Below are 20,367 nucleotides of genomic sequence, written 5' to 3'. Positions count from 1 at the left end.
CGAATGACTCATAAGTATGTTAAATTTCTAATTAAATACAATTCAATTGTATTGCTTTTAGTAATGTTCAGTTGCAAGGTCAAAAATGTTGCTGATCCTAATAAAAGTAATTCAATTGATCTGAATTCAATTCTTCAAGTAACTCAATTAATTGACCAAAATCCTACATCTGATAGTCTTTATATTAAAAGAGCTCAATTGTATCTTGAATCCCAACAAATTGATTCAGCTATTTCAGATGCTAAAAAATCAATCGAACTGAATTCAAAGAATCCTAAATACTACTATTTTCTATCTGATGCATATATCCTTGCTCTAGACTCTAAAAATGCATTAACTGTCATGGATTCCGCCATTTTACTTTTCCCTGACGACTTGGAAACTCTTCTAAAAAAGACAAGACTCCAACTTATCCTCAAACAGTATATGAATGGCTTAGCGACTTTAGACAGATTATTTTTGTTAGATCCACAAAATGCCTACGGATACTATCTTGCAGGACATATATTTTATGAAACTGGAGATACAGGAAGAGCAATCAATAGTTATCAAAAAGCCACGGACAATGACCCAGAACTTAGGGAAGCTTGGATTCAATTGGGAGATGTAATGTCTCTTCGTAAAAATCCACTTTCCATACGATATTATGATAATGCCTTAAAATTAGATAGCAATGACATTGAAACGTTACACAATAAAGCATTTGCTTTACAATCACTTGATAGACAAAAAGAAGCCATTCAACAATATCTTTCAAACGTTAAATCCTTTCCGGAATATGAATTGAGTTATTACAATTTAGGTCTGTATTATCAAAGTTTAGATTCAATAGATCAAGCAATTATATACCTAACTCATTCCATAAGACTAAATCCTAACGAACCAACTACGTATTACCAAAGAGGAAAATGCTATCTCACCTTAAAAAATAAAATCAAAGCTAAAATTGATTTTGAACAAGCATTAAGAATTAATCCTGATTATGTAGAGGTAAAAAATGAACTTGCACAATTAAAATAATAAATATGTTTACTATCATTGGATATCAAATAATATTAAATAAATCTTGACAATTATAGCAAGTACAACTTAATTTTGATTTACCTTATTTCACATAATCTAAATGTTTTATTGCAGTCAGTGTCACACAACAATTTTAAGTAAATAATAGTCAATATTTAACTGATAGAGTGTGCTTAAATTCATTCTATATTTTCTTATTGATTTAATCTAAAGAAATATATCAGATTTACCATTTAAACTAATAGGATATTGACTGAACAAATCCTTGATTTCAAATTGTTAAAATTTCCATCAACTTTCAGAAAATAATACCTTACAAAATATCTAACTATATCATTTTATTATCCTAAAAAGTACTTCTCATAGTCAAAATTTTCAGCACTTTCTTTTATCCTTAATATTTTGAATCACTCTAAAAAGTATTAAATACGGATTTCCTTATTGACCTTATTTATTTCCAAAACGATACTACAATATTTCAACTTACCCAAATTATTCTGGTCTTCTATCTCACTTTATGTATTTGCATTTCGCTAGGAAAGGTAGTGCATTAAATGAACGTACTCTTGCTAAATGCCTCTTGCAATTTGGCCCTCATTCTAGGCGGTGAAAAATCATGACAGATATATTTTAGACAATAGTAGGAGTTTATATTTGAAATATAATAACTAATGCATAAAATGCGTTTCAAATATTTCATATCAACAGCAGAAATACTTAAATTTAAAATCAAGAATTTCAACTTTGAAATTCGTTGTATAGACAATACTTTTCAAAAAGAAAATAGAGTTTAAAGCAATAAAAAAGCCTGCATTTCTGCAGGCTTCTTTATTAAAAATATTTTGATCTTTATTACTCTACGGAAATCATCTTCTTCGTTGCCGTATGATCTGCTGCGTCTAACTGATAATACAACACACCAGTTGCATTCAAGTCTCCTTTGCTGATCTGGTGATGATTCAATCCCTTCTGACCTTTGAGTTCATATACCCGAAGTACTTTTCCTGTTACATCATATACTGTCAACTTCACAGCTCCGGATTCAGGTAAACGATAACTTACTACCGTCTCCTTGCTGAATGGGTTTGGTTCATTCTGATACAATTCAAATACTCCACTCTCTACTATTCCTCTGTCTGTTCTCACTCCCATCACTGGCTCTAGTAGATTGTCTTTCTCATCGTATGCCTGAGCTGAGGTGATGTTACTGTTTATTGCCATCATCTTACTCAACACGCCATTTCTGGTTGCCGTGAAGTTTATCACAAATAATTCATCTTCCTTACCATAACTTAATCCCTTATCAGCATTCCAGCTCGTTGTCAACATTCCTTCCGATACTCGCTTTGTTCCAAAGTTAGCTTCTGTGGTCTTCAACACTCCTGATTCTGTTCCCTCATACATCAGACTACTCTGATCAAACTTCAAGGTGAACTGGTAACCCGAAATATTTCTAAAATCTGATGATTTGAAACTGACTCGGTAACTTTCTCCTGCAATCACTTCCTGGTCCTTGATTTCAAAACTTAATTTGCCATTCGTTCTGCTTTGAATACCCTGCGCACCGTTCGCTCTGGAATCTCCTGTTACATCTCCCATTTTTACAGAGATGAAGTCTACCACTTTACTCTTATCCAGCATCAAATCAGCACTTCTTGGTGCATCCCATGGGGATTTTGGATCCGCAAAAACATAATCCGCAGGAACAAAAGTCCAGCTCTTTACATTTCTGAACTCACTATTGATGCCTAAGATCAACTTTCTTAATTCAGCCATGTCTGAGGCAGTTATGGTTTTACTTGCATTTACATCTGCTGCAAGTAACTTGTACGGATCTGTAATCTCTGCCAAACCAAGGATATGTTTTTGGATCTTTACGATATCCTGTGTAGTTACTCCATTTGCATGCTCATCGTTACGCTCTGGTTTAACACTGTACGTGGTATTCATTGCCAAATCTCCGAAGCTATATGGACTTCCCATCATCTGTCTCATCATGGATCCATTATGGAATAAGCTTACCTCAACAGGTTTTGTCTCTACACCCGTCTCAGTCTTAATGTTACCAGAAATCTTTCCTTTCGCTGAACCTTTATCTGGACAAATATCCTGATTATCCTGAACTACAATTATAGTTTTGCAATAATCCTTGTTGCCTTCTTCATCTTCAACCCAAAGCTCTACATCTATAATCAATTCATCATTTTGACCCGCATTTACAAAGTCATCACAACATACAGTTATTGAAGTTTTTGTTGGATCATTATCAAAATACAACTTCAGATTTTCCTGACTGGTACAGTTGTCATAACTTCCTTATCCAGATCTTTGGCCCAGATATCCACACATCCACTGCTTGGCATAGGCACGGTAATCACTCCTGTCAAACAATATGGTGTCGGTGCTTTACAATCCTTGATCTCAAACAAGCTCTCACATACTCCAACATTCCCACAGCCATCCTCCACAAACCATTTGATCTTGTGGATTCCTATCGGATACGTGCCACTTGCGTTGAATGGATTGTGACTGTCATCTGCAAATGGATTGTGACTGAATTCTACCGTATCCCCTGCTGCATATTGTTTGCTGGTCAACGTGCCTACCCGGAAGTCATATCCTCCATGTACGCCCTTGCCATCATTGAACGCATCTATCTTATATTCCCAGAACAACCAGTCGGCTGGCGTACAATTATCTGTAGCACTTGCCGTCAAACTGATATGACCTACACACACGCCTAACTTGCTGTCGATCTTCGCCGGTTCACATGGTCCTACATTGCAACTTACCACCGGACGATTTTGATCCCTTACTTTGATTACCTGTAATGCCTCCCATCTTCCATGATCAGGATCGATAAATGGATCGTACTGACACCAGTCGATCACCACCCATCTCCTCAACACCTTGAAGCATGCATCCGGCTCTATGTTAAACTGCTCGTCAAAATATTCTATCGACAATAACGCACAGTTGTCATCTGCATTATTGATCACCTGTGGGCGTCCCAATTGTGGATTGTCCGGGGAAATATCTGCTCCACAACCATCCAAGGTTACCGGCGTCTGTGTACACACTCCGTTTGGCCACAATAAGTCCGTATATCTCGGATCGTTACATGCTACATCATCTATATAGAATGGATCGCAATCTACTACCCAGATTGTCTGTATCGCTGTTACATTGATGTTGTTAGGTCCTGTGGTCGAAATGATCCTTTGTATCACACCCTGACCACACTCTCTTAGGTCATTTACCGTAATTGTAGGCGTTGACCCGCATGGACTCAATACATATCCGTCAAATCCCCAGGTCAACTCATACTTCCTGTCCCAATGTGCAGTGTCAAAATACTGATAGTAGTATTCACATGCCTGGTTCGGTGCAGGTTTCGGTTGTGCATTCGTCTGTACATATCCAGGGTAACCTGTATAATCATTGCGCTCACAGAATTTGTAGCATACCAAATCCTTGGTTACCACTTTCCTCCTGTCGGTTAAGCTCGTTACTACTTTTCCAAAAGTCGCATCATTCGGATTCGTCAACTTCGTTACATCAAACCAGAACCAGCAACTTACCACTATATTCGGTGGTGCTATCACTGTAGGTACTGCTTTGTTTTGTACTTCCACTTCTACCATACAGTCGCTGAATCTTCCATTCAACACACTGCTCGTACTTGTCATCCTGATCGGCGTCACAGGTCCCGGTCCCGGATCTACATCAAACACTCGTAACACTACCATCACTTTCGTCCCTACATCCGCACAGCAGAAATCTGTATAATCATCAAAATAAATCTGGTTGCCTGCCAATATACTGTTGTCATCTCCGTTGCGTCCCTGACAGGCCACCACGTTGTTTGAGTTACTTCCATTGTTCGTTCCCAGCAATTCTGCCATTCTGATCACTTTGAAGTATACATGTGGTTGGCAATTGTCAAAGCTACCCTCATCCAGATCTTCTGCATGCAATCTCGCATAATTCGTCAATGGACTCTGATTTCCATTAAGGCTCACCACCGTAGCTGTACGACATACTGCCTGTGGCGGTACTCGGTCTATTACATTCAACACTATTCGCTTCTTCGTGATGTTGCCACAACAATCCGTTGCAACTATATACCCATTGTATATTCCTTCCGGCATATCCAACACCACAAAGCCTGCTGTCTCATCTCCTAATACCGTTCCATTGTCCACTTCCACTGTGTAGTGTACTTCATTTGAACAATTGTCCAATATCCATGGCGCAGGTACTTCCCAGCGTCCTGTACATGTCCAGCTCTCCATATTCACCCGTGCACTGTCCGGATACAATACCTGTGGTCCTTCATCGTCTATTACCTTGATGATTTGGTTATGACCACCCACCTGGCTCGTACACCAATCCATCACTGTCCACTGTCTCAATACTTTGAAACAGCCTACAGGACCTGCATCACATCCAGGTGTCGCCAGGTCAAATACGATATCCTTATACGTCACTGTAAGATTAGAACACTCCGCTCCTCCAGGTCTTCCTGTTCCTACCCACATAATGTGGCGGTCAGGGCCCCAGCACAATGGATTGTTTGGTGACCATTGTCTGTGCTGTGGATAATACACTGGATCAGGACTTGGATGTCCATAATGTGGATCATTCACATCATCGATACAATTCCAACCCAACACTCTCGGTAACCTTCTGTTTGGATACTGATCCGGTGCGTTTGGATTTGCCAACCAAAACGCTGAATCCAGGATATACCCATCAACACACTCAGGGAAATCCGCCATGTGTGGTGTTACATTCTTATTCCTGTCTATCTTCTCATCACATTCTAACGCAGGCTGATCCAAATTGTCATAGTTCGATGGAACGGTCACCTCAAATAAATCTCCAATCTTTACAGTAATGGTCTGTACACATACTGATTTATTGCCGGAGGCATCCGTGGCTGTCCAGGTTCTAGTAATTCTTCTTGCATATCCTTGCGGACATCCTCCCTGAACTTCACTGTCACGATAGCCAATACTTGCTCCACCACAATTCTCGTAAACACTTGGCTGACCTGCTACACTTGGTGCTGTACTTGATCCGCACGATAAGCTTACATCCGGAGGACAAGTCATGTAAGGTGCTATCTTATCCTCAACTCTTCCATGTCCCCAACAGCTGTTGCCGGTTACTGGATCTATTATCGTTATCTTTAATTCTCTTCCTATGTCGTTGCCATTGATTTGTACCCCTCTCCTGTTTGGATCACGGTCGATCAATGGTCCTCCCTTCCAGTCTCTAACTTCTACTATGTAATCATCATAGCAAGAGTATGGACCTCCTTCCAGTACCATATCAGGGTAGATCGTAGCTCTGCAGCTATCGTCCAGACTGATTTGGATGTCATCATTACATGCCAGTGCTCTGGTTGGATTTGCATATTTATTTACACACACCTCAAACTCACAAGTACCCACATTACCCGAGGCATCTGTCGCACGGTAACAAAGCTTTGTACATCCTATCGGGAAAAAAACATCCAGGACCATATGGCGCTCCACAGGTCTGTACCAATGGTACCCGATTCGAATTCGCCAGATTGTAACCGATCACGCCCATCCAGTTGGCGCCTCCAAATCCAAATGAACTGTTGATAAATGGTGCTGCAAACTGACCTCCAGTATACGTTGCTCCATCTATCGGTGTTCGAATATTGGCATCTCCCATCGGTCTTCCGGCACAGCCACTGAACAGGGATGCATTCGTGCCTCCTGTTCCAGGTGCATGGATATAGATTCCTCTGGTCTCTCCAGGTGCCATCGTCAAACAGCCCAACACTGTAGTCTCAGTTTGTATTGGTGCACATCGCTTGATCGTATCTGTCCTTGTTCCGGTCAACAATCTGAAGCTGTCTATCACTGTGGTGAACTGTGCTCCGGATGTAGGGGTCCTTGTCGCACATAAGGTCCATGCATTCGGCGTAGCTACTACCGGCGCGTGACCTCCCGGATTTGTGGTATAATATATGTTGTGTGGTACGTTCGCAAATGCTCGTTCTCCCAACAACTGTAAATTCAATAAACTTCCTGAAGTATTAATCAGGTCAAACATTACTCCCCAGCTCGCAGCTCCTCCTGTAATTGACCAGTAAGATGCCGGTGGCAAACATACTGTGGTCGTATTTCGGTTGCCAAAGTATGCGCCTGCAGGACAATTGTCCATCGCCATAAATGGTGGTGCATCCCAGCTGGCTTCACACTCCCCAGGTCCTAAGTTTATGGTAACAGGTGATTTTGTTGGACAACCCATGATAACCGGTGGTAGGTTATCTACTACCGTAACTACAGCAAGGCAGGTGCCTACGTTGCCACATTCATCTGTAGCCCTTAAATTCACATTATTTGGCCCAATGTTGGCACAAGTAAATGTGGACGGTACAGCTGTCAAGACCAATGCAGGAGTAGCAGTACAATTGTCAGACACGCTGGACAATAACTGAACAGGGGTAACCGTAGCATTGCCATTGGCATCCAGGAATATGGTCACATTCCTGCACACTACAACCGGTGCTGTATTGTCGAATACGGTTATAATCTGAGAGCAAGTAGCCGAATTGCCACATACATCTGTTGACCTATAGGTTCTGGTAACAGTAAATCTGTTGGCACAAGTCTGACCACTGATCACATCTCCAACGTGGGTAACTACCAGACCGGCATTTCCACACAAGTCTGCGGTTATTACGGTATTTACGTCTACTGGTGGTACTGCACTGGCACACTGAACGGTAACAGGGGCAGGACAAATAACAGATGGGGCAACATTATCAAAAACAGTAATAATCTGAGCACAAGTCGCTGAGTTACCACATGCGTCCGTAGCTCTATAAGTCCTTGTTAAAGTAAATCTATCCCTGCACGTTTGGTTGGTAATTACATCCCCAACATGAGTAATAGTAGGTGTCCCTCCACAATTATCAGATGCACTTCCGGTGAATGGAAGAGCCGGAGGTACAAATACAGCACACGTAACGGTGGTATTTGCCGGACAGGTAATAGTAGGTGGAACCAAATCACTTACGGTGATAATCTGAGTACAAGTAGCAGAGTTTCCACACTCATCAGTTGCTCTGTATGTTCTAGTGATCGTTTTTCTGTTTACACAGATTACATTACTTTCTACATCACTTACAAAATAACAGTTGGTGTTCCACCACAATTATCGCTTGAACTTCCCCCTGCAAAGTTAGCTGGAGGAACTTGAGAAGCACAGGTTACGGTAACCGGAGGAGGACATGTAATAGTTGGTGCGGTTACATCATTTACTGTTATAATCTGAGTACAAGTTGCGGAATTTCCACAAACGTCTGTTGCTCTGTATGTTCTTGTTAAGGTATATCTGTTGACACAGGTTTGGTTTGAAATCACATCACTTACCCAAGTAACTGTAACAGTTCCCCCGCAATTGTCGGAAGTAGGTGTTACAGTAGCCGGATTAGGTGCCGGTACATCCCTGGAACAACTTACTGTGATTGGGCCTGGACAAGTTAGTGTTGGAGGTGTGTTGTCAAAAACGGTAATTATCTGAGCGCAGGTAGCTGAATTTCCACAAACGTCTGTCGCTCTGTAAGTTCTTGTTAGCGTGTATCTATTTGCACAGGTTTGATTACTGATTACATCACTAACCCAAGTAACTGTTACCGTGCCTCCGCAATTATCAGAAACATTGGTTACAGTATTAACATTAACCGGTGGTACATCAGCTGCACACTGCACGGTAGTATTTGCTGGGCAAGTTAGCGTCGGAGGAGTGTTGTCAAAAACGGTTATGACTTGTGTACATTGGGATGAATTCCCGCAGACATCAGTTGCCCTATAGACTCTAGTAACCGTAAACCTATTTGCACAGGTTTGATTTGAAATGGTTTCAGAAATAAGTGTAACAGTTATCAAACCCGAACAATTGTCGCTGGCAGTTGCTCCCGGCAAAGGAACATCCGTCGCACATTGTACCGTTAAATTTATAGGACAATTTATGACAGGTGGGGTATTATCAAACACCGTAATGGTTTGTGTGCATTGACTTGAGTTACCGCATTCGTCAGTAGCTCTATAAGTTCTTGTCAAAGTAAATCTATGGGTACAGGTTACATTTGATCTGACTTCTGAGATCAAGGTAACTGTAATCAAACCATTACAATTGTCGCTAGCAGATGCACCTGGTAGAGGAATATCTGTATCGCATTGTACTGTAACATTTGTTGGACAAGTCAACGTTGGTCCGGTTTGATCATTTACAATAATGATAGCTGCACAAGTTGCTGTATTTCCACAAGCATCCGTGGCTCTGTATGTTCTGGTAATGGTATATCGGTTAGTACAAGTTTGACCACTTATTACGTCGCCGACATGAACAACGGTTGGTGTTCCTCCGCAGTTATCCGAAACCGTACCGCCAAAAGGAAGTGGTGGTGGAACTTGATTTGTACAACTTACTGTAACGGTCGTTGGGCAGGTAATGACAGGTGGTACAGCATCACTGAGTGTAATAATTTGCACACAAGTAGCCGAATTCCCGCATGCATCTGTAGCCCTATAAGTTCTGGTTATCTGGCATGGAGCTGAACTATATACATCACTTACATGAGTCACGGTTGGTACTCCTCCACAATTGTCAGATGCCGATCCGCCTGCAAAATTTGCTGGTGGTGCTCCCCCTGCACAAGCAGTAGTAACATTTGGCGGACAAGTGATGGTTGGTGGGGTTACGTCATTGACAGTTATTGTTTGGGTGCATGTTGCAGAATTTCCACAATAGTCTGTTGCTCTGTATGTTCTGGTAATTGTATAGCGGTTGGCACAAGTCTGATTACTTATAGCATCACCAAGATGAGTTATGGTTGGAATTCCATTACAATTATCAAATGCATTAACCAGGGCTCCGTTGTATATTGAAAAATTACGAATGCAACCGTTATGAGCTCTTCCTTGAGAAAAGTCATTTGTGGTGAAATTTAGATTTCCACCAGTATTCAATGGCCCTACAACTGAAGTTAAAACGGAAACACCATCTAATATTAGGGTTACACTACCAGCATCATAAGCTAATTTAGCAGAGTACCACTTGTTCAGTAAAACCGTTGTGGAGGAAAACACAAGATTACTATTGTTGTGCTTAAAACCTAATGCTCCTGAAGGTGAAACATAGATCCCAATCCAGCGAAAACTATTACCCCCCATGATTACTGGATTTCCTGGCGCGGCTCCATATCCATTTAATTGAAAATCAATATTCAGAATGAAATTATTGGTATTTAATGATCCGATATTTGGAAATGTAACATTCTGTCCATTTGGGTTACTAATATATATCCCGTTTTGGCATAATGGAGTTCCAAATGTTGGTGGAACAGGTGGTGTTGGGTTTCCAGACAAGACTGCAGGTCCAAAAGTTCCGGTGGCATCTGTTAGATTAGATATTAAAGGATAATTCGCAAGTAAAGTGGGCCCACTTACATTTGGAGCTGGAACTAAAGAAGCACAGCTTACTGTAATATTTGCAGGACATACTATAACAGGAGGTGTTTGGTCATTAACAGTTATGATTTGAGTACATTGAGCAGTGTTTCCACATACATCAGTGGCTCTGTAAGTTCTTGTTACCGTAAATCTATTCGTACAGGTTTGATTGGAGGTAACAATCACTTACATGGCTCACAGTTACGGTACCCGGACAATTATCACTTACTCCGGTTACAGAGTTTGTATTAACAGGAGGAATTTCAGGAGCGCAACTAACCGTAATTGGTCCGGGACATGTCAATGTTGGAGGTGTTTGATCATTTACCGTAATAATTTGTGTACACTGTGCAGTATTACCACAAACATCAGTTGCTCTGTAAGTTCTTGTAAGAGTATATCTGTTGGCACAGGTCTGACCACTGATTACATCACTTATGTGAGAAACTGTAACTGTTCCAACACAATTGTCGCTAACCCCGGTTACAAGGGAAATATTGGGTGGAGGTACATCAGAAGAACAGCTTACGGTCAAAGGACCCGGACAGGTTAAAGTCGGAAGTGTTTGATCATTCACTGTGATAATTTGGGTACAAGTAGAAACATTACCACAGATATCGGTAGCTCTATAGGTTCTTGTCAGTGTATATCTGTTGGCACAAGTTTGTCCGCTGATTACATCGCTTACGAAAGCTCTTGTTATTGAACCACCGGTACAACCATCGGAAACGATGACAAGTTTGTATCTGGTGGAGGTACTTCCAGGCAGCACAACTAACAGTGAGAGGTCCTGGACAAGTAATTGTCGGACCGTTGTTATCATTAACGGTAAATTACCTGACTGCGGGTAGCAGAGTTACCACAACTATCGGTAGCTCTGGCGGTTCTTGTTAATGTAAATCGGTTATAGCATGTTCTATTGGTGGTATCAGTCACTTAATAACCATGACCACTAGCACCATTACAATTATCACTCTCCTGAACTGAAAATAATGGAATATCTGTAAAACACTGAGCCGTCGTATTTGGTGGGCAAATTACGATAGGAGGGGTTTGGTCATTAACCGTAATAATCCTCTGGCAGGTAGCTACATTGCCACACTGATCTGTTGCCCTGTAGGTCCTGGTTAAGGTATACCTGTCAGCACACGTCTGGTTGGAAATTACATCGCTTAAATGAGTAACCGTGACTGTGTTAGGAACACATGTGGTGGTTGCGGTCCCCGTAAATGGAAGAGTCGGAGGAATCTCCATAGTACAACTGACCGAAAGGTTAGGGGGGCATAATAAGGTGATTTGGGAGAATAATGGTTTAAAAGGAAAAAATCCTAAAAAAAAAACCCTCCTTACACATAACTGGACAGCCTTATGTCTTGAAAGTGGGTTTTCATGAGAGAGAGTTTTGGTCTATTAAAATGCTTCGTAAATACCTAATCTGTTAAAAACGTATCTTTTTTATATTAAAAAAAATAAATATATAACTGCTTCATCATTACAAAGATAATGGGCTGATTGAATTGTGCAAAATTATTATTCCATTTTGCAACTTTTTTTTGAGATAGAAATTGAAAATACAATTAATAGGGTAATCCACTTATCAAACAAATCAATAATGTATAGGAATTATACACACATTTACTCTCAAACTTATTGAAAATCAATATTTTATGCAAAAATATAATAAGATTTGCCAATTGATAATATAAAACCCCTGATGTATTTAACTCGCCAATGCTCACTTTGTGTTGGTTGAGTCCTTTTTGTCCCTTGATCTCTTGAACACTAATGACCTTACCCGTTGCATCATAAATGGTTAATTTAACTACTGATGTCTCCGGCAATCTAAAGCCTATGCTGGTCTCTTTACTAAACGGATTTGGTTCGTTTTGTAATAATTCAAACACACCGCTTTCCACACTTTCTTTACCGGTATTAGCGGTCAATACAGCTTCAAGAATGTTATCCTTGTCGTCATACGCTTGTGCCAAGGTAGGGTTTCCGGTAATCACCATCAAATTGCTCAGTTTACCACTTTTTATAGCCTTAAATTTCAGAATAAACAACTCGTCATTCTCACTCCTAGTAACTCCCTCATCAGCATTCCAACTGGTAGTAAGGATACCATCTGCAATTCTTGTCGATCCAAAATTTGATTCTGTGATTTGCAATGCTCCTGACTCTACCCCTTCATACCTTAAACTCCCCTGATCAAATTTTAAAGTAAACTGATAACCAACGATATTTTTAAAATCTGATGATTTAAAACCTATTTTATAATTTTCACCGGATACTAAATCCAAATCATTAACTACAAAATTTAGTTTTCCAGATGATCTGGTAAAAATATTCTGAGCTCCATTGGCCTTAGAGTCCCCGGTAATGTCTCCCATTTTTATGGAAACAAAGTCAGCAATCTTATTGCGATCCAGTAACAAATTAGAACTTCTTGGCGCATCCCTTGGAGACTTCGGATCTTGAAACTTATATTCCGATGGAACAAAGTCCAACTCCTTACTTGTTTAAATTCACTATTGATTCCTAAAATCAATTTTCTAAGTTCTGCCATGTCCGAAGCTGTAATACCTTTACTGGCATTTACATCTGCTCCAGCAATTTGTATGGATCTGTGATTTCTGCCAAGCCCAGAATATGTTTTGAATTTTAACAATGTCGTTTGTTGTAACCCCATTCAAAGGCTCGTCATTGCGATCAGGGCTGACCTGATAGGATTGATTTAGTTTCAAATCGCCAAAACTGTAAGGACTTCCAGACATTTGCCGCATCATTGAACCATTTTGATAAAGCATTACATCAACAGGTTTAGTTTCCACTCCGGATGAGGTTCTGATATTTCCAGTGATGGTACCTTTTATTGGACCTTTATTAGGACAAATATTCTGATTGTCCTGAATAATGATTAGTGTTTTCAGAAATCTTTATTTCCCTCTTCATCTTCCACCCATACTTCCACTTCAATTACCAATTCATCGTTTGCTTCGGCTTTTACAAAATCATCACAACATACCCGAATACTTGTCTTATTTGGATCACCATTAAAAATACAATTTCAAATTTTCTTGTTTGGTACAGTTATCGTAGCTTCCCTTATCAAATCCCTTGCCCAAATATCAATACATTGGGAAGTTGGCATTGGCACAGTAATGATTCCATTAAGACATTGTGGTGTTGGTGCTTTACAGTCTTTGATTTCAAATAACTTTTCACAAATTCCAATATTTCGCAACCATCCTCCACGAACCAAATAATTCTATGAATACCTAATGGGTAAATACCGCTTGCATCAAATGGATTTCCGTAATAATCCGCTGATGGGTTAAAATTAAATTGAACAGTATCCCCTAAAGAAATTGTTTTCGAGGTCAGAGCACCAACTCTGTAATCATGGTTACCCAATACACCTCTGTTGTCATTAAATAAATCAATTTTTATAATCCCAGGACAACCAATCATCCTTGGTGCACAAATCGCTAGCTTCAGCTGTAAGTTGGATATGCCCTGAACATATTCCTGACTGGGATTTAATATTGGCTGGTTCGCAAGGACCTGCAAGGCATTTTACTTCAGGTTTTGTTTGATCCATTACTTCTATAACCTGAGTTTGTTCCCAACGACCTTTACCAGGATTAAGATGAGGATCATATTGGCACCAATCAATCACCACCCACTTTCTTAATACTTTATAACAAGCATCCCACTTCAGTGGTGAAAACATCATCTGAGTAATTAATTGCAATTAATGAACAATGGTCATTGGAATGATTCACCACCTGTGGTCTGCCCAACAATGGATTATCAGGGGCTTAAATCAGCTTTGCAATCATTAATTCTCACAGAGCTGTTGTTGCATACTCCATTTGGCCAAATAATATCGGAAAATAATGAATCATTACAATGTTTGAGATCCACATAAAGGATCACAATTGACTACCCAAATGGTTTGGGTTGCAGAGACTTCAATATTATTAGGTCGGTAACACTGAATATACGTAAAATCTTTCCTTGTCCGCAATGCCTTAGGTCTTGAACGGTCAGACTTGGCGTTGCTCCACATCCTCCCAAATATATCCATCAAAACCCCATGTCAAGTCATATTTATTATTCCTATAGGCAGGATTAAAAAATTGTTGATAAAACTCACAGGCCTGATTAGAAACCGGCTTTGGAAGTGGATTACCTGATATAAAACCTTTATAACCCGTTAGTGTATTTGCTTCACAATATGGTGCGCATACCACATCATTTGTTTTAACCTCTCTTCTATCTAAATAATTGCTGACAACACGTCCAAAAGTGAATCATTTATATTCGAAATGTTGTTCACATCGAACCAAAACGCACAACTAACAACTATATCAGGAGGAGGTATAATGCTTGGAATTACTTTATCCTGTGCATCAGCTTCAACCATGCAGTCGCTAAAATGTTTGTCCAGAAATCCACCCTGATTCATCAATCCTGGCAAAACAGGTCCTGTGCCTGGGTCTACATCAAAAACTCTAAAAACAACTTGTATTCTCTTTCCGATATCCTCACAACAGAATTTGATTTCATCGTCAAAATAAATTTGATTTCCAAATACTCTGGTGTCATCATCTCCATTTAAACCACCGCAAGAAATTAGATTAGAACTCTGGGAACCATTCCTGGTTCTAATAATTCAGACATTCTGATTACTTTAAAAAAATACATGTGGATTACAATTGTCAAAGATCCATCGTCAAAAAGAACTTGCATAAGCCTTACCGATTGGATCAAATCCATGGCTTGACACAATACTCACCACTGTTCTGGTTTGACAAACAGCTTGTGGTGGAGTTTCATCTAAAATATTTAAGACAACTTTTCTGCGGGAAACATTACCACAACAGTCATATGCTACAATGTATCCATTTTGAATACCCGGTGGTAAATCCATTGCTAAATATCCTGAGACTTCATCCCCTATTATAGTTCCAAATTCAACCTCAACTGAAAAGTGAACTTCATCGCTGCAGTTGTCTGCAATCCATGGTTTCGCGACGGTCCACTCTCCGTAACACAACCATGGACTCATGTTAACCGTAATACTGTCTGGATAAACAATTTCAGGTCCAACTTTATCAATAACTTTTATGATTTGATTTATTTCTTTAACCTGACCAGAACACCAATCCAGTACCGTCCACTGTCGAACAATTTTATAACATCCCGTTGATCCAGTTTTGCACCCTGGCGTAGAAAGATCAAAAATATGTCCTGATAAGAAAATGCTAGATTTTCACAACCCTCTACTAATGGCCGTCCCGTTCCATGCCACATGATATGCTGATTTGGTCCCCAACAAACGGGATTTTGAACATCCCATTCTGTATGAGTTGGATAATAAATATGGTCAGGACTTGGGTGTCCATAATTTGGGTCAGCAGTATTCTGAATCAATTCCAACCTAAAATTCGAGGAATTCTTCTTAATGGATATATATCCGGTTGACCAGAATTTGCATTCCAAAATATTGAATCAAGAAGGTATCCATCCACGCACTGGGGTGAGCCAACCAAATGAGGAATAACATTCTTCAATGTATCTCTTCTTTCATTACATGACAAGGTTGGCTGATCATGATCGTCATAATTATGTGGATCTTTAACTTGTGTCAAGTCCCCTAAACTTATGGTTAAGTTTTGAACACAAATTGATTTATTGCCAGACTCATCAATAGCAGTCCAAGTTCTGTGGATGATGCTTTGGTAACCATCCTCACAAGAACCAAGAATTATATCATCTTTATAAGTAAGTGAAAAGGAGCCACATTTTTCAATGACTATTGGCGTTCCTGTATTCAATGGAATAGGCTCTACACTGCATAAAATAACTGCATCTGCAGGGCAAATAATCTTTGGTGCCAACTTGTCTTCAACAAAAGCTTTTCCCCAACAACTGTTTCCTGTTCTAGGGTCGATTATGGAAATTTTAAGTTCTTTACCAATATCCCTATAATCAATCTGTACGCCGGGTTTATTTGGATTACGGTCGATTAATGCACCTCCATTCCAAGGTCTCACTTCTATGATGTATTTGTCATAACAACCATATTGGCCACCTTCAAGTACCATGTCTGCGTTGATGGTCACTTCGCATGAGTCATCAAGACTTATTTGAATGTTTCCATTGCATGCCAACTCCCTGCTTGCATTTGGGAACTCATTGACAGTAATTTGGGCACAGCAAGTTGCAGAGTTACCAGCTCTATCGGAAACAATATAACATACCTGATGTATTCCTACTTTAATCGGTCCACCAATCTTATAAGTGTTTGAATCAATGGTGTTCAGATAAGGATTAGAGTTACAAAAGAATTGGTTACTAAAGGTAAATAAATCAATGTAGCATCGCATTCTCCTGGTGATAGGTTTATGGATTGATTGCTGCAAAATATTCTAGTAGGTGTAGTATCCAAAACAGTAATTTGAGAATTACAGACGGATTGATTTTCACATACATCGGTTACGGTTAATGTAACATTCAAGATGCCAATATCGTCACAATTGAATATCGTATCGTTTGAAATTAAAGACTTTATTCCGGTTAAATTACAATTATCAAAACTTCCATTGTCCAATTGATTACTTGATATTTGAACTGTACCTAAACTATTTAAATATACTGTCAAATCTTTACACAAAGCTGTTGGTGCAACATTATCATTTACCGTTATCGTCTGGGTACATGTCCTTGCATTTCCGCAAATATCTGTAGCTTGATAGGTTCTTGTAATAATAAATTTATTTGTACAAATTTGATTTGTGATGACATCACCTATATGAGAATTCACAATGCCTAAGTTTCCGCAATGATCTGCTGATATAATCAAGCCAGGGTCAACAGGGGGTATATGTGCGGCGCATGAAATTGAAACGGAAGAGGGACAGATTACACTTGGTGCGGTTAAATCGTTCACTAAAATAGTTTGTGAACAACTATCCACTATAATACCAGAAATTTGAATTCCATAACGTCGTGTTAAAGTATACCTATCTCGACAAGTTTGATTTGAAACTACATCTCTTAAGTGGACGACATCTCCAGCACAGTTATTGGCAAATCCAACCAAAGCTGGATCAGGATTTAAAAGATCTACTGTACAAGAGACATTTTGTATAGGTGGACAAACCGGAACTGGATTTTCTAAAGTAATATTATAAACTATCCAATCTCCTGGACACTCATCAGTATCAATGAAATTATTATTATTCACATCATAAAAAACCTTAAACCTAAGAGCTAGGGTACCAGGAAGTAAAGGGTTTAACTAACCAATCTCCAGCGCAATCACCTGAATCGAATACATTGTTGTCATTTGCATCGAAAATTAACCTGAATCTCATACTCAATGTTCCAGGTAATAATTGGTTCACTAAAGAAGCATTTCTGCTGAAGGCAGGTGAAAAAGAGGACAATGTAACAATGGAATTTACAGGGCTAAACAAAACATTATTTTTTACAAATGACTGTTCAACTTTCAGTAAATTTGATGGAATGGTATTATTAACATCAATAAATTGAGTAAAAAATAAATTATTTGATTGAGAATTACAGATAACTAACGTGCCACTTTCATCTAAGCCATCATTGTTCGCGGTGAGTTGTAATCCATTAATGGTGGATGTAAGTACTGGTGCCGGTGAAACAATATAGTTAATAATTATAGGATCTCCGTAACAATCAATGGCGGGATCAAAATCGCCATTAACATCCACGTCATTATAAAATCTCACCATTTGTGTTGCCACTCCAGTATTGATGGGGTTTATTAAATTCAAGGATTGAGTTGACCCATTAAAATAGGCTGCATTCAATGCGGTTAGTGTTCCATCAAACTGTTCAATTTCAGTAGGTGGTGGACTTTGACTCAGACCGGCAATATTTCCATTAGAAGAAACCTGAACAATTTGAACATGCGTTGCATTGGAAGTTATATTGTTCCATTGGTAAGTTCCACCATTGCAGATATCAATAAATATTTCCTCAGCTGGATCTACCAAACCGTTATTAATAATACTTGCTAATTGAGCCAATCCTCCATTTTCTGAGAATGTAAAATTAGCTACTGCATTTTCTTCTACCCCAAAAGGAGGCGGTCCGTTCAACCAGGGACAGTACAAAACTTTGGAAGAAATCATGACCCCACTACCTGCTGCCACTGACGATGGACCAGAGTTATGATCCCAAAAATTAGACTCAGCGTTAATAATATTTTGGCTTAAATTATTTACCCCAAAGTTATCTCCAGCAAACCAATTGTTACCGGAAGCATTAACCATGCCTCCAGTCACAGCAATTAATAAATCTGTTCCATTATCTATTGCATCGTTAAAATTATTACCGACTACATTACCAAATCCGAGATTGGAAAAACGGATTCCAATACCATTATTATAAATGTGGTTATTGTTTATGTCCGCATAAGCGCCATCCACATCAATGCCAATCTGAAACCCATGAATGGAAGCATCATTGTCCATTATTAATGCCGAAGCATTTGTGCCGTTAATTATAATTCCGGTGATTGAACTTGGATTCCCTTCAATTTCACAATCGTTTTTTATATGTGCAAACACCCCAGCATGTGAGCTGAGAGGGCTATCAGTCACTCTTATTCCTGTCAATATACCATTTATACTGATTCCACCAATCTCGCAATAAGCCCCATCTGGTGCGTCAGAACTGTAACCATCAAAATTATTAACATAAATTCCAGTTGCTACACCTTTTATACTACCACCATTGATAATTGCAGGAGATAAAATATTTACATTCCAAACTTCAATGCCCTCTGTCGGTTTTCCTGTTATTGCACTTCCATCAATATGGTTATTTTTTATAGTTGAATTTATAGTTTGAGAAGCGATTAGTATTCCATCCCAAACCAATTCATCTGGATGATCAATTCCAACTATTGTATTATTTTCAATATTATATGGGGAAGCAGTGTTATAAAATAAATTGTGGAAAATTCCTCTCCTTCTTGCCTCGATAGAATTATCTGAAATATTCTGAAAAGATACTGCGCCTGGATTTGCGAGATGAAAATTCCCTGTTTGAATTCCAATGCGGACATTTTCCATACAGTTGTGGATCACTGAAGCATATTGGTTATTATATAACAGTATTCCACCTCCCCAATATGCTACTCCTGAATTTAGATCATAGGTACCTAGATTAATAAATTTATTATTCTCTATTAAATGTCCGCTTGAAGGAACAGCTAGAGGATAATCATAAAGTGTCACTCCAAAATATGACAAATTTTGAAATACATTGTTGGAAACTTTTAAATTACTGATGCCTGATTCATAAACCGTAACGCCTTCTGCCGCATCTAAATCTGCACCATTTGTTCCAAGAAATCCACTTGTCAAGGAAGTGTTGTCACCATCTATTGTAAATCCCTGAATGGTAACATTTGATGCTGCAACATGAAAAATTTCAGCTGTAGAAACTGAAGAGTTTGCAGAATAAATTCTCGCCTCAGCTACTCTAATACCATTACATGGATTAATATTTGCATTTGGTCCAAGAATTGTAACAGATTTGGATACAATAATATTTTCTGAATAACTTCCGGAAGAAACGGAAATGGTATGCCCGTTTAATGTTGCTACATCATCTATAGCGGATTGAATAGTAGCATAATTGTTTCCCGTATTAATATTTTGTACTTGTGCCTGTATTTTAGATTGAACAAGGACAATTAAAAATAAAACATATGCCAAATTCTTACCTATATAGGATAAGTAATGACATTGAGGGGTTGTATGTATAAATACCATATTATTAAAATTCG

18 protein-coding genes are annotated in these 20,367 nt (G+C 39.1%); 1 reads left to right on the top strand and 17 read right to left on the bottom strand.

All coding sequences use genetic code 11. The annotated features are described in order from the left end of the window. Positions 1-3: 3 nt before the first annotated feature. Positions 4-1,020, top strand: coding sequence for a tetratricopeptide repeat protein (locus IPJ83_01765; GenBank protein ID MBK7879275.1), 1,017 nt, complete (start codon positions 4-6; stop codon positions 1,018-1,020). An 855-nt stretch (positions 1,021-1,875) separates the two neighbouring features. Here IPJ83_01765 and IPJ83_01760 read toward each other — a convergent pair. The 17 genes from IPJ83_01760 to IPJ83_01680 all read right to left on the bottom strand — a co-directional run bounded on the left by IPJ83_01760 (position 1,876) and on the right by IPJ83_01680 (position 20,353). After that, positions 1,876-3,300 (bottom strand): T9SS type A sorting domain-containing protein, encoded by a 1,425-nt coding sequence (locus IPJ83_01760; protein ID MBK7879274.1) that lies wholly within the window; start codon positions 3,298-3,300, stop codon positions 1,876-1,878. Positions 3,301-3,302: 2 nt separating this feature from the next. Next, positions 3,303-6,554: a hypothetical protein gene (locus tag IPJ83_01755; GenBank protein ID MBK7879273.1), complete on the bottom strand. Its 3,252-nt coding sequence runs from the start codon at positions 6,552-6,554 to the stop codon at positions 3,303-3,305. Then, the gene (locus IPJ83_01750) at positions 6,484-8,223 is read right to left on the bottom strand and encodes a hypothetical protein (protein MBK7879272.1); all 1,740 of its coding nucleotides are present in this window, start codon (positions 8,221-8,223) and stop codon (positions 6,484-6,486) included. Before IPJ83_01750 ends, IPJ83_01755 begins: the two co-directional genes overlap by 71 nt. Further along, positions 8,193-10,709, bottom strand: coding sequence for a hypothetical protein (locus IPJ83_01745; GenBank protein ID MBK7879271.1), 2,517 nt, complete (start codon positions 10,707-10,709; stop codon positions 8,193-8,195). The genes IPJ83_01750 and IPJ83_01745 overlap by 31 nt, the downstream gene beginning before the upstream one ends. Further along, a complete protein-coding gene (locus IPJ83_01740) occupies positions 10,675-11,346 on the bottom strand; it encodes a hypothetical protein (GenBank protein ID MBK7879270.1) in 672 nt (223 codons plus the stop codon). Before IPJ83_01740 ends, IPJ83_01745 begins: the two co-directional genes overlap by 35 nt. 113 nt (positions 11,347-11,459) lie before the next feature. Continuing rightward, on the bottom strand, positions 11,460-11,777 hold the full coding sequence (locus IPJ83_01735; protein ID MBK7879269.1) for a hypothetical protein: 318 nt from the start codon (positions 11,775-11,777) through the stop codon (positions 11,460-11,462). A 323-nt stretch (positions 11,778-12,100) separates the two neighbouring features. After that, complete coding sequence (locus tag IPJ83_01730; protein ID MBK7879268.1) at positions 12,101-13,030, bottom strand: T9SS type A sorting domain-containing protein; 930 nt, start codon at positions 13,028-13,030, stop codon at positions 12,101-12,103. 78 nt (positions 13,031-13,108) lie between these two features. After that, positions 13,109-13,354, bottom strand: a complete 246-nt coding sequence (locus IPJ83_01725) for a hypothetical protein (protein ID MBK7879267.1) — start codon at positions 13,352-13,354, stop codon at positions 13,109-13,111. Positions 13,355-13,631: 277 nt separating this feature from the next. Continuing rightward, positions 13,632-13,994: a hypothetical protein gene (locus IPJ83_01720; protein MBK7879266.1), complete on the bottom strand. Its 363-nt coding sequence runs from the start codon at positions 13,992-13,994 to the stop codon at positions 13,632-13,634. Beyond that, the gene (locus IPJ83_01715) at positions 13,963-14,259 is read right to left on the bottom strand and encodes a hypothetical protein (protein MBK7879265.1); all 297 of its coding nucleotides are present in this window, start codon (positions 14,257-14,259) and stop codon (positions 13,963-13,965) included. The genes IPJ83_01720 and IPJ83_01715 overlap by 32 nt, the downstream gene beginning before the upstream one ends. 313 nt (positions 14,260-14,572) lie before the next feature. Next, a complete protein-coding gene (locus tag IPJ83_01710) occupies positions 14,573-14,779 on the bottom strand; it encodes a hypothetical protein (protein ID MBK7879264.1) in 207 nt (68 codons plus the stop codon). Positions 14,780-14,805: 26 nt separating this feature from the next. After that, positions 14,806-14,994: a hypothetical protein gene (locus IPJ83_01705; protein MBK7879263.1), complete on the bottom strand. Its 189-nt coding sequence runs from the start codon at positions 14,992-14,994 to the stop codon at positions 14,806-14,808. A 267-nt stretch (positions 14,995-15,261) separates the two neighbouring features. Next, a complete protein-coding gene (locus tag IPJ83_01700; GenBank protein ID MBK7879262.1) occupies positions 15,262-15,597 on the bottom strand; it encodes a hypothetical protein in 336 nt (111 codons plus the stop codon). Between the two features lie 68 nt (positions 15,598-15,665). Then, complete coding sequence (locus tag IPJ83_01695; GenBank protein MBK7879261.1) at positions 15,666-15,962, bottom strand: hypothetical protein; 297 nt, start codon at positions 15,960-15,962, stop codon at positions 15,666-15,668. Continuing rightward, positions 15,959-16,918 carry an HYR domain-containing protein gene (locus tag IPJ83_01690; GenBank protein MBK7879260.1) on the bottom strand — a complete coding sequence of 320 codons (960 nt, stop codon included), beginning with the start codon at positions 16,916-16,918 and terminating at the stop codon, positions 15,959-15,961. Before IPJ83_01690 ends, IPJ83_01695 begins: the two co-directional genes overlap by 4 nt. Next, complete coding sequence (locus tag IPJ83_01685; GenBank protein ID MBK7879259.1) at positions 16,852-17,778, bottom strand: hypothetical protein; 927 nt, start codon at positions 17,776-17,778, stop codon at positions 16,852-16,854. The genes IPJ83_01690 and IPJ83_01685 overlap by 67 nt, the downstream gene beginning before the upstream one ends. A 19-nt stretch (positions 17,779-17,797) precedes the next feature. After that, positions 17,798-20,353 (bottom strand): hypothetical protein, encoded by a 2,556-nt coding sequence (locus IPJ83_01680; GenBank protein ID MBK7879258.1) that lies wholly within the window; start codon positions 20,351-20,353, stop codon positions 17,798-17,800. Between the last annotated feature and the right edge of the window lie 14 nt (positions 20,354-20,367).

Source organism: Candidatus Vicinibacter proximus, assembly GCA_016713905.1.
Classification (GTDB): domain Bacteria; phylum Bacteroidota; class Bacteroidia; order Chitinophagales; family Saprospiraceae; genus Vicinibacter; species Vicinibacter proximus.
This window is presented reverse-complemented; position numbering and strand designations above follow the sequence as displayed.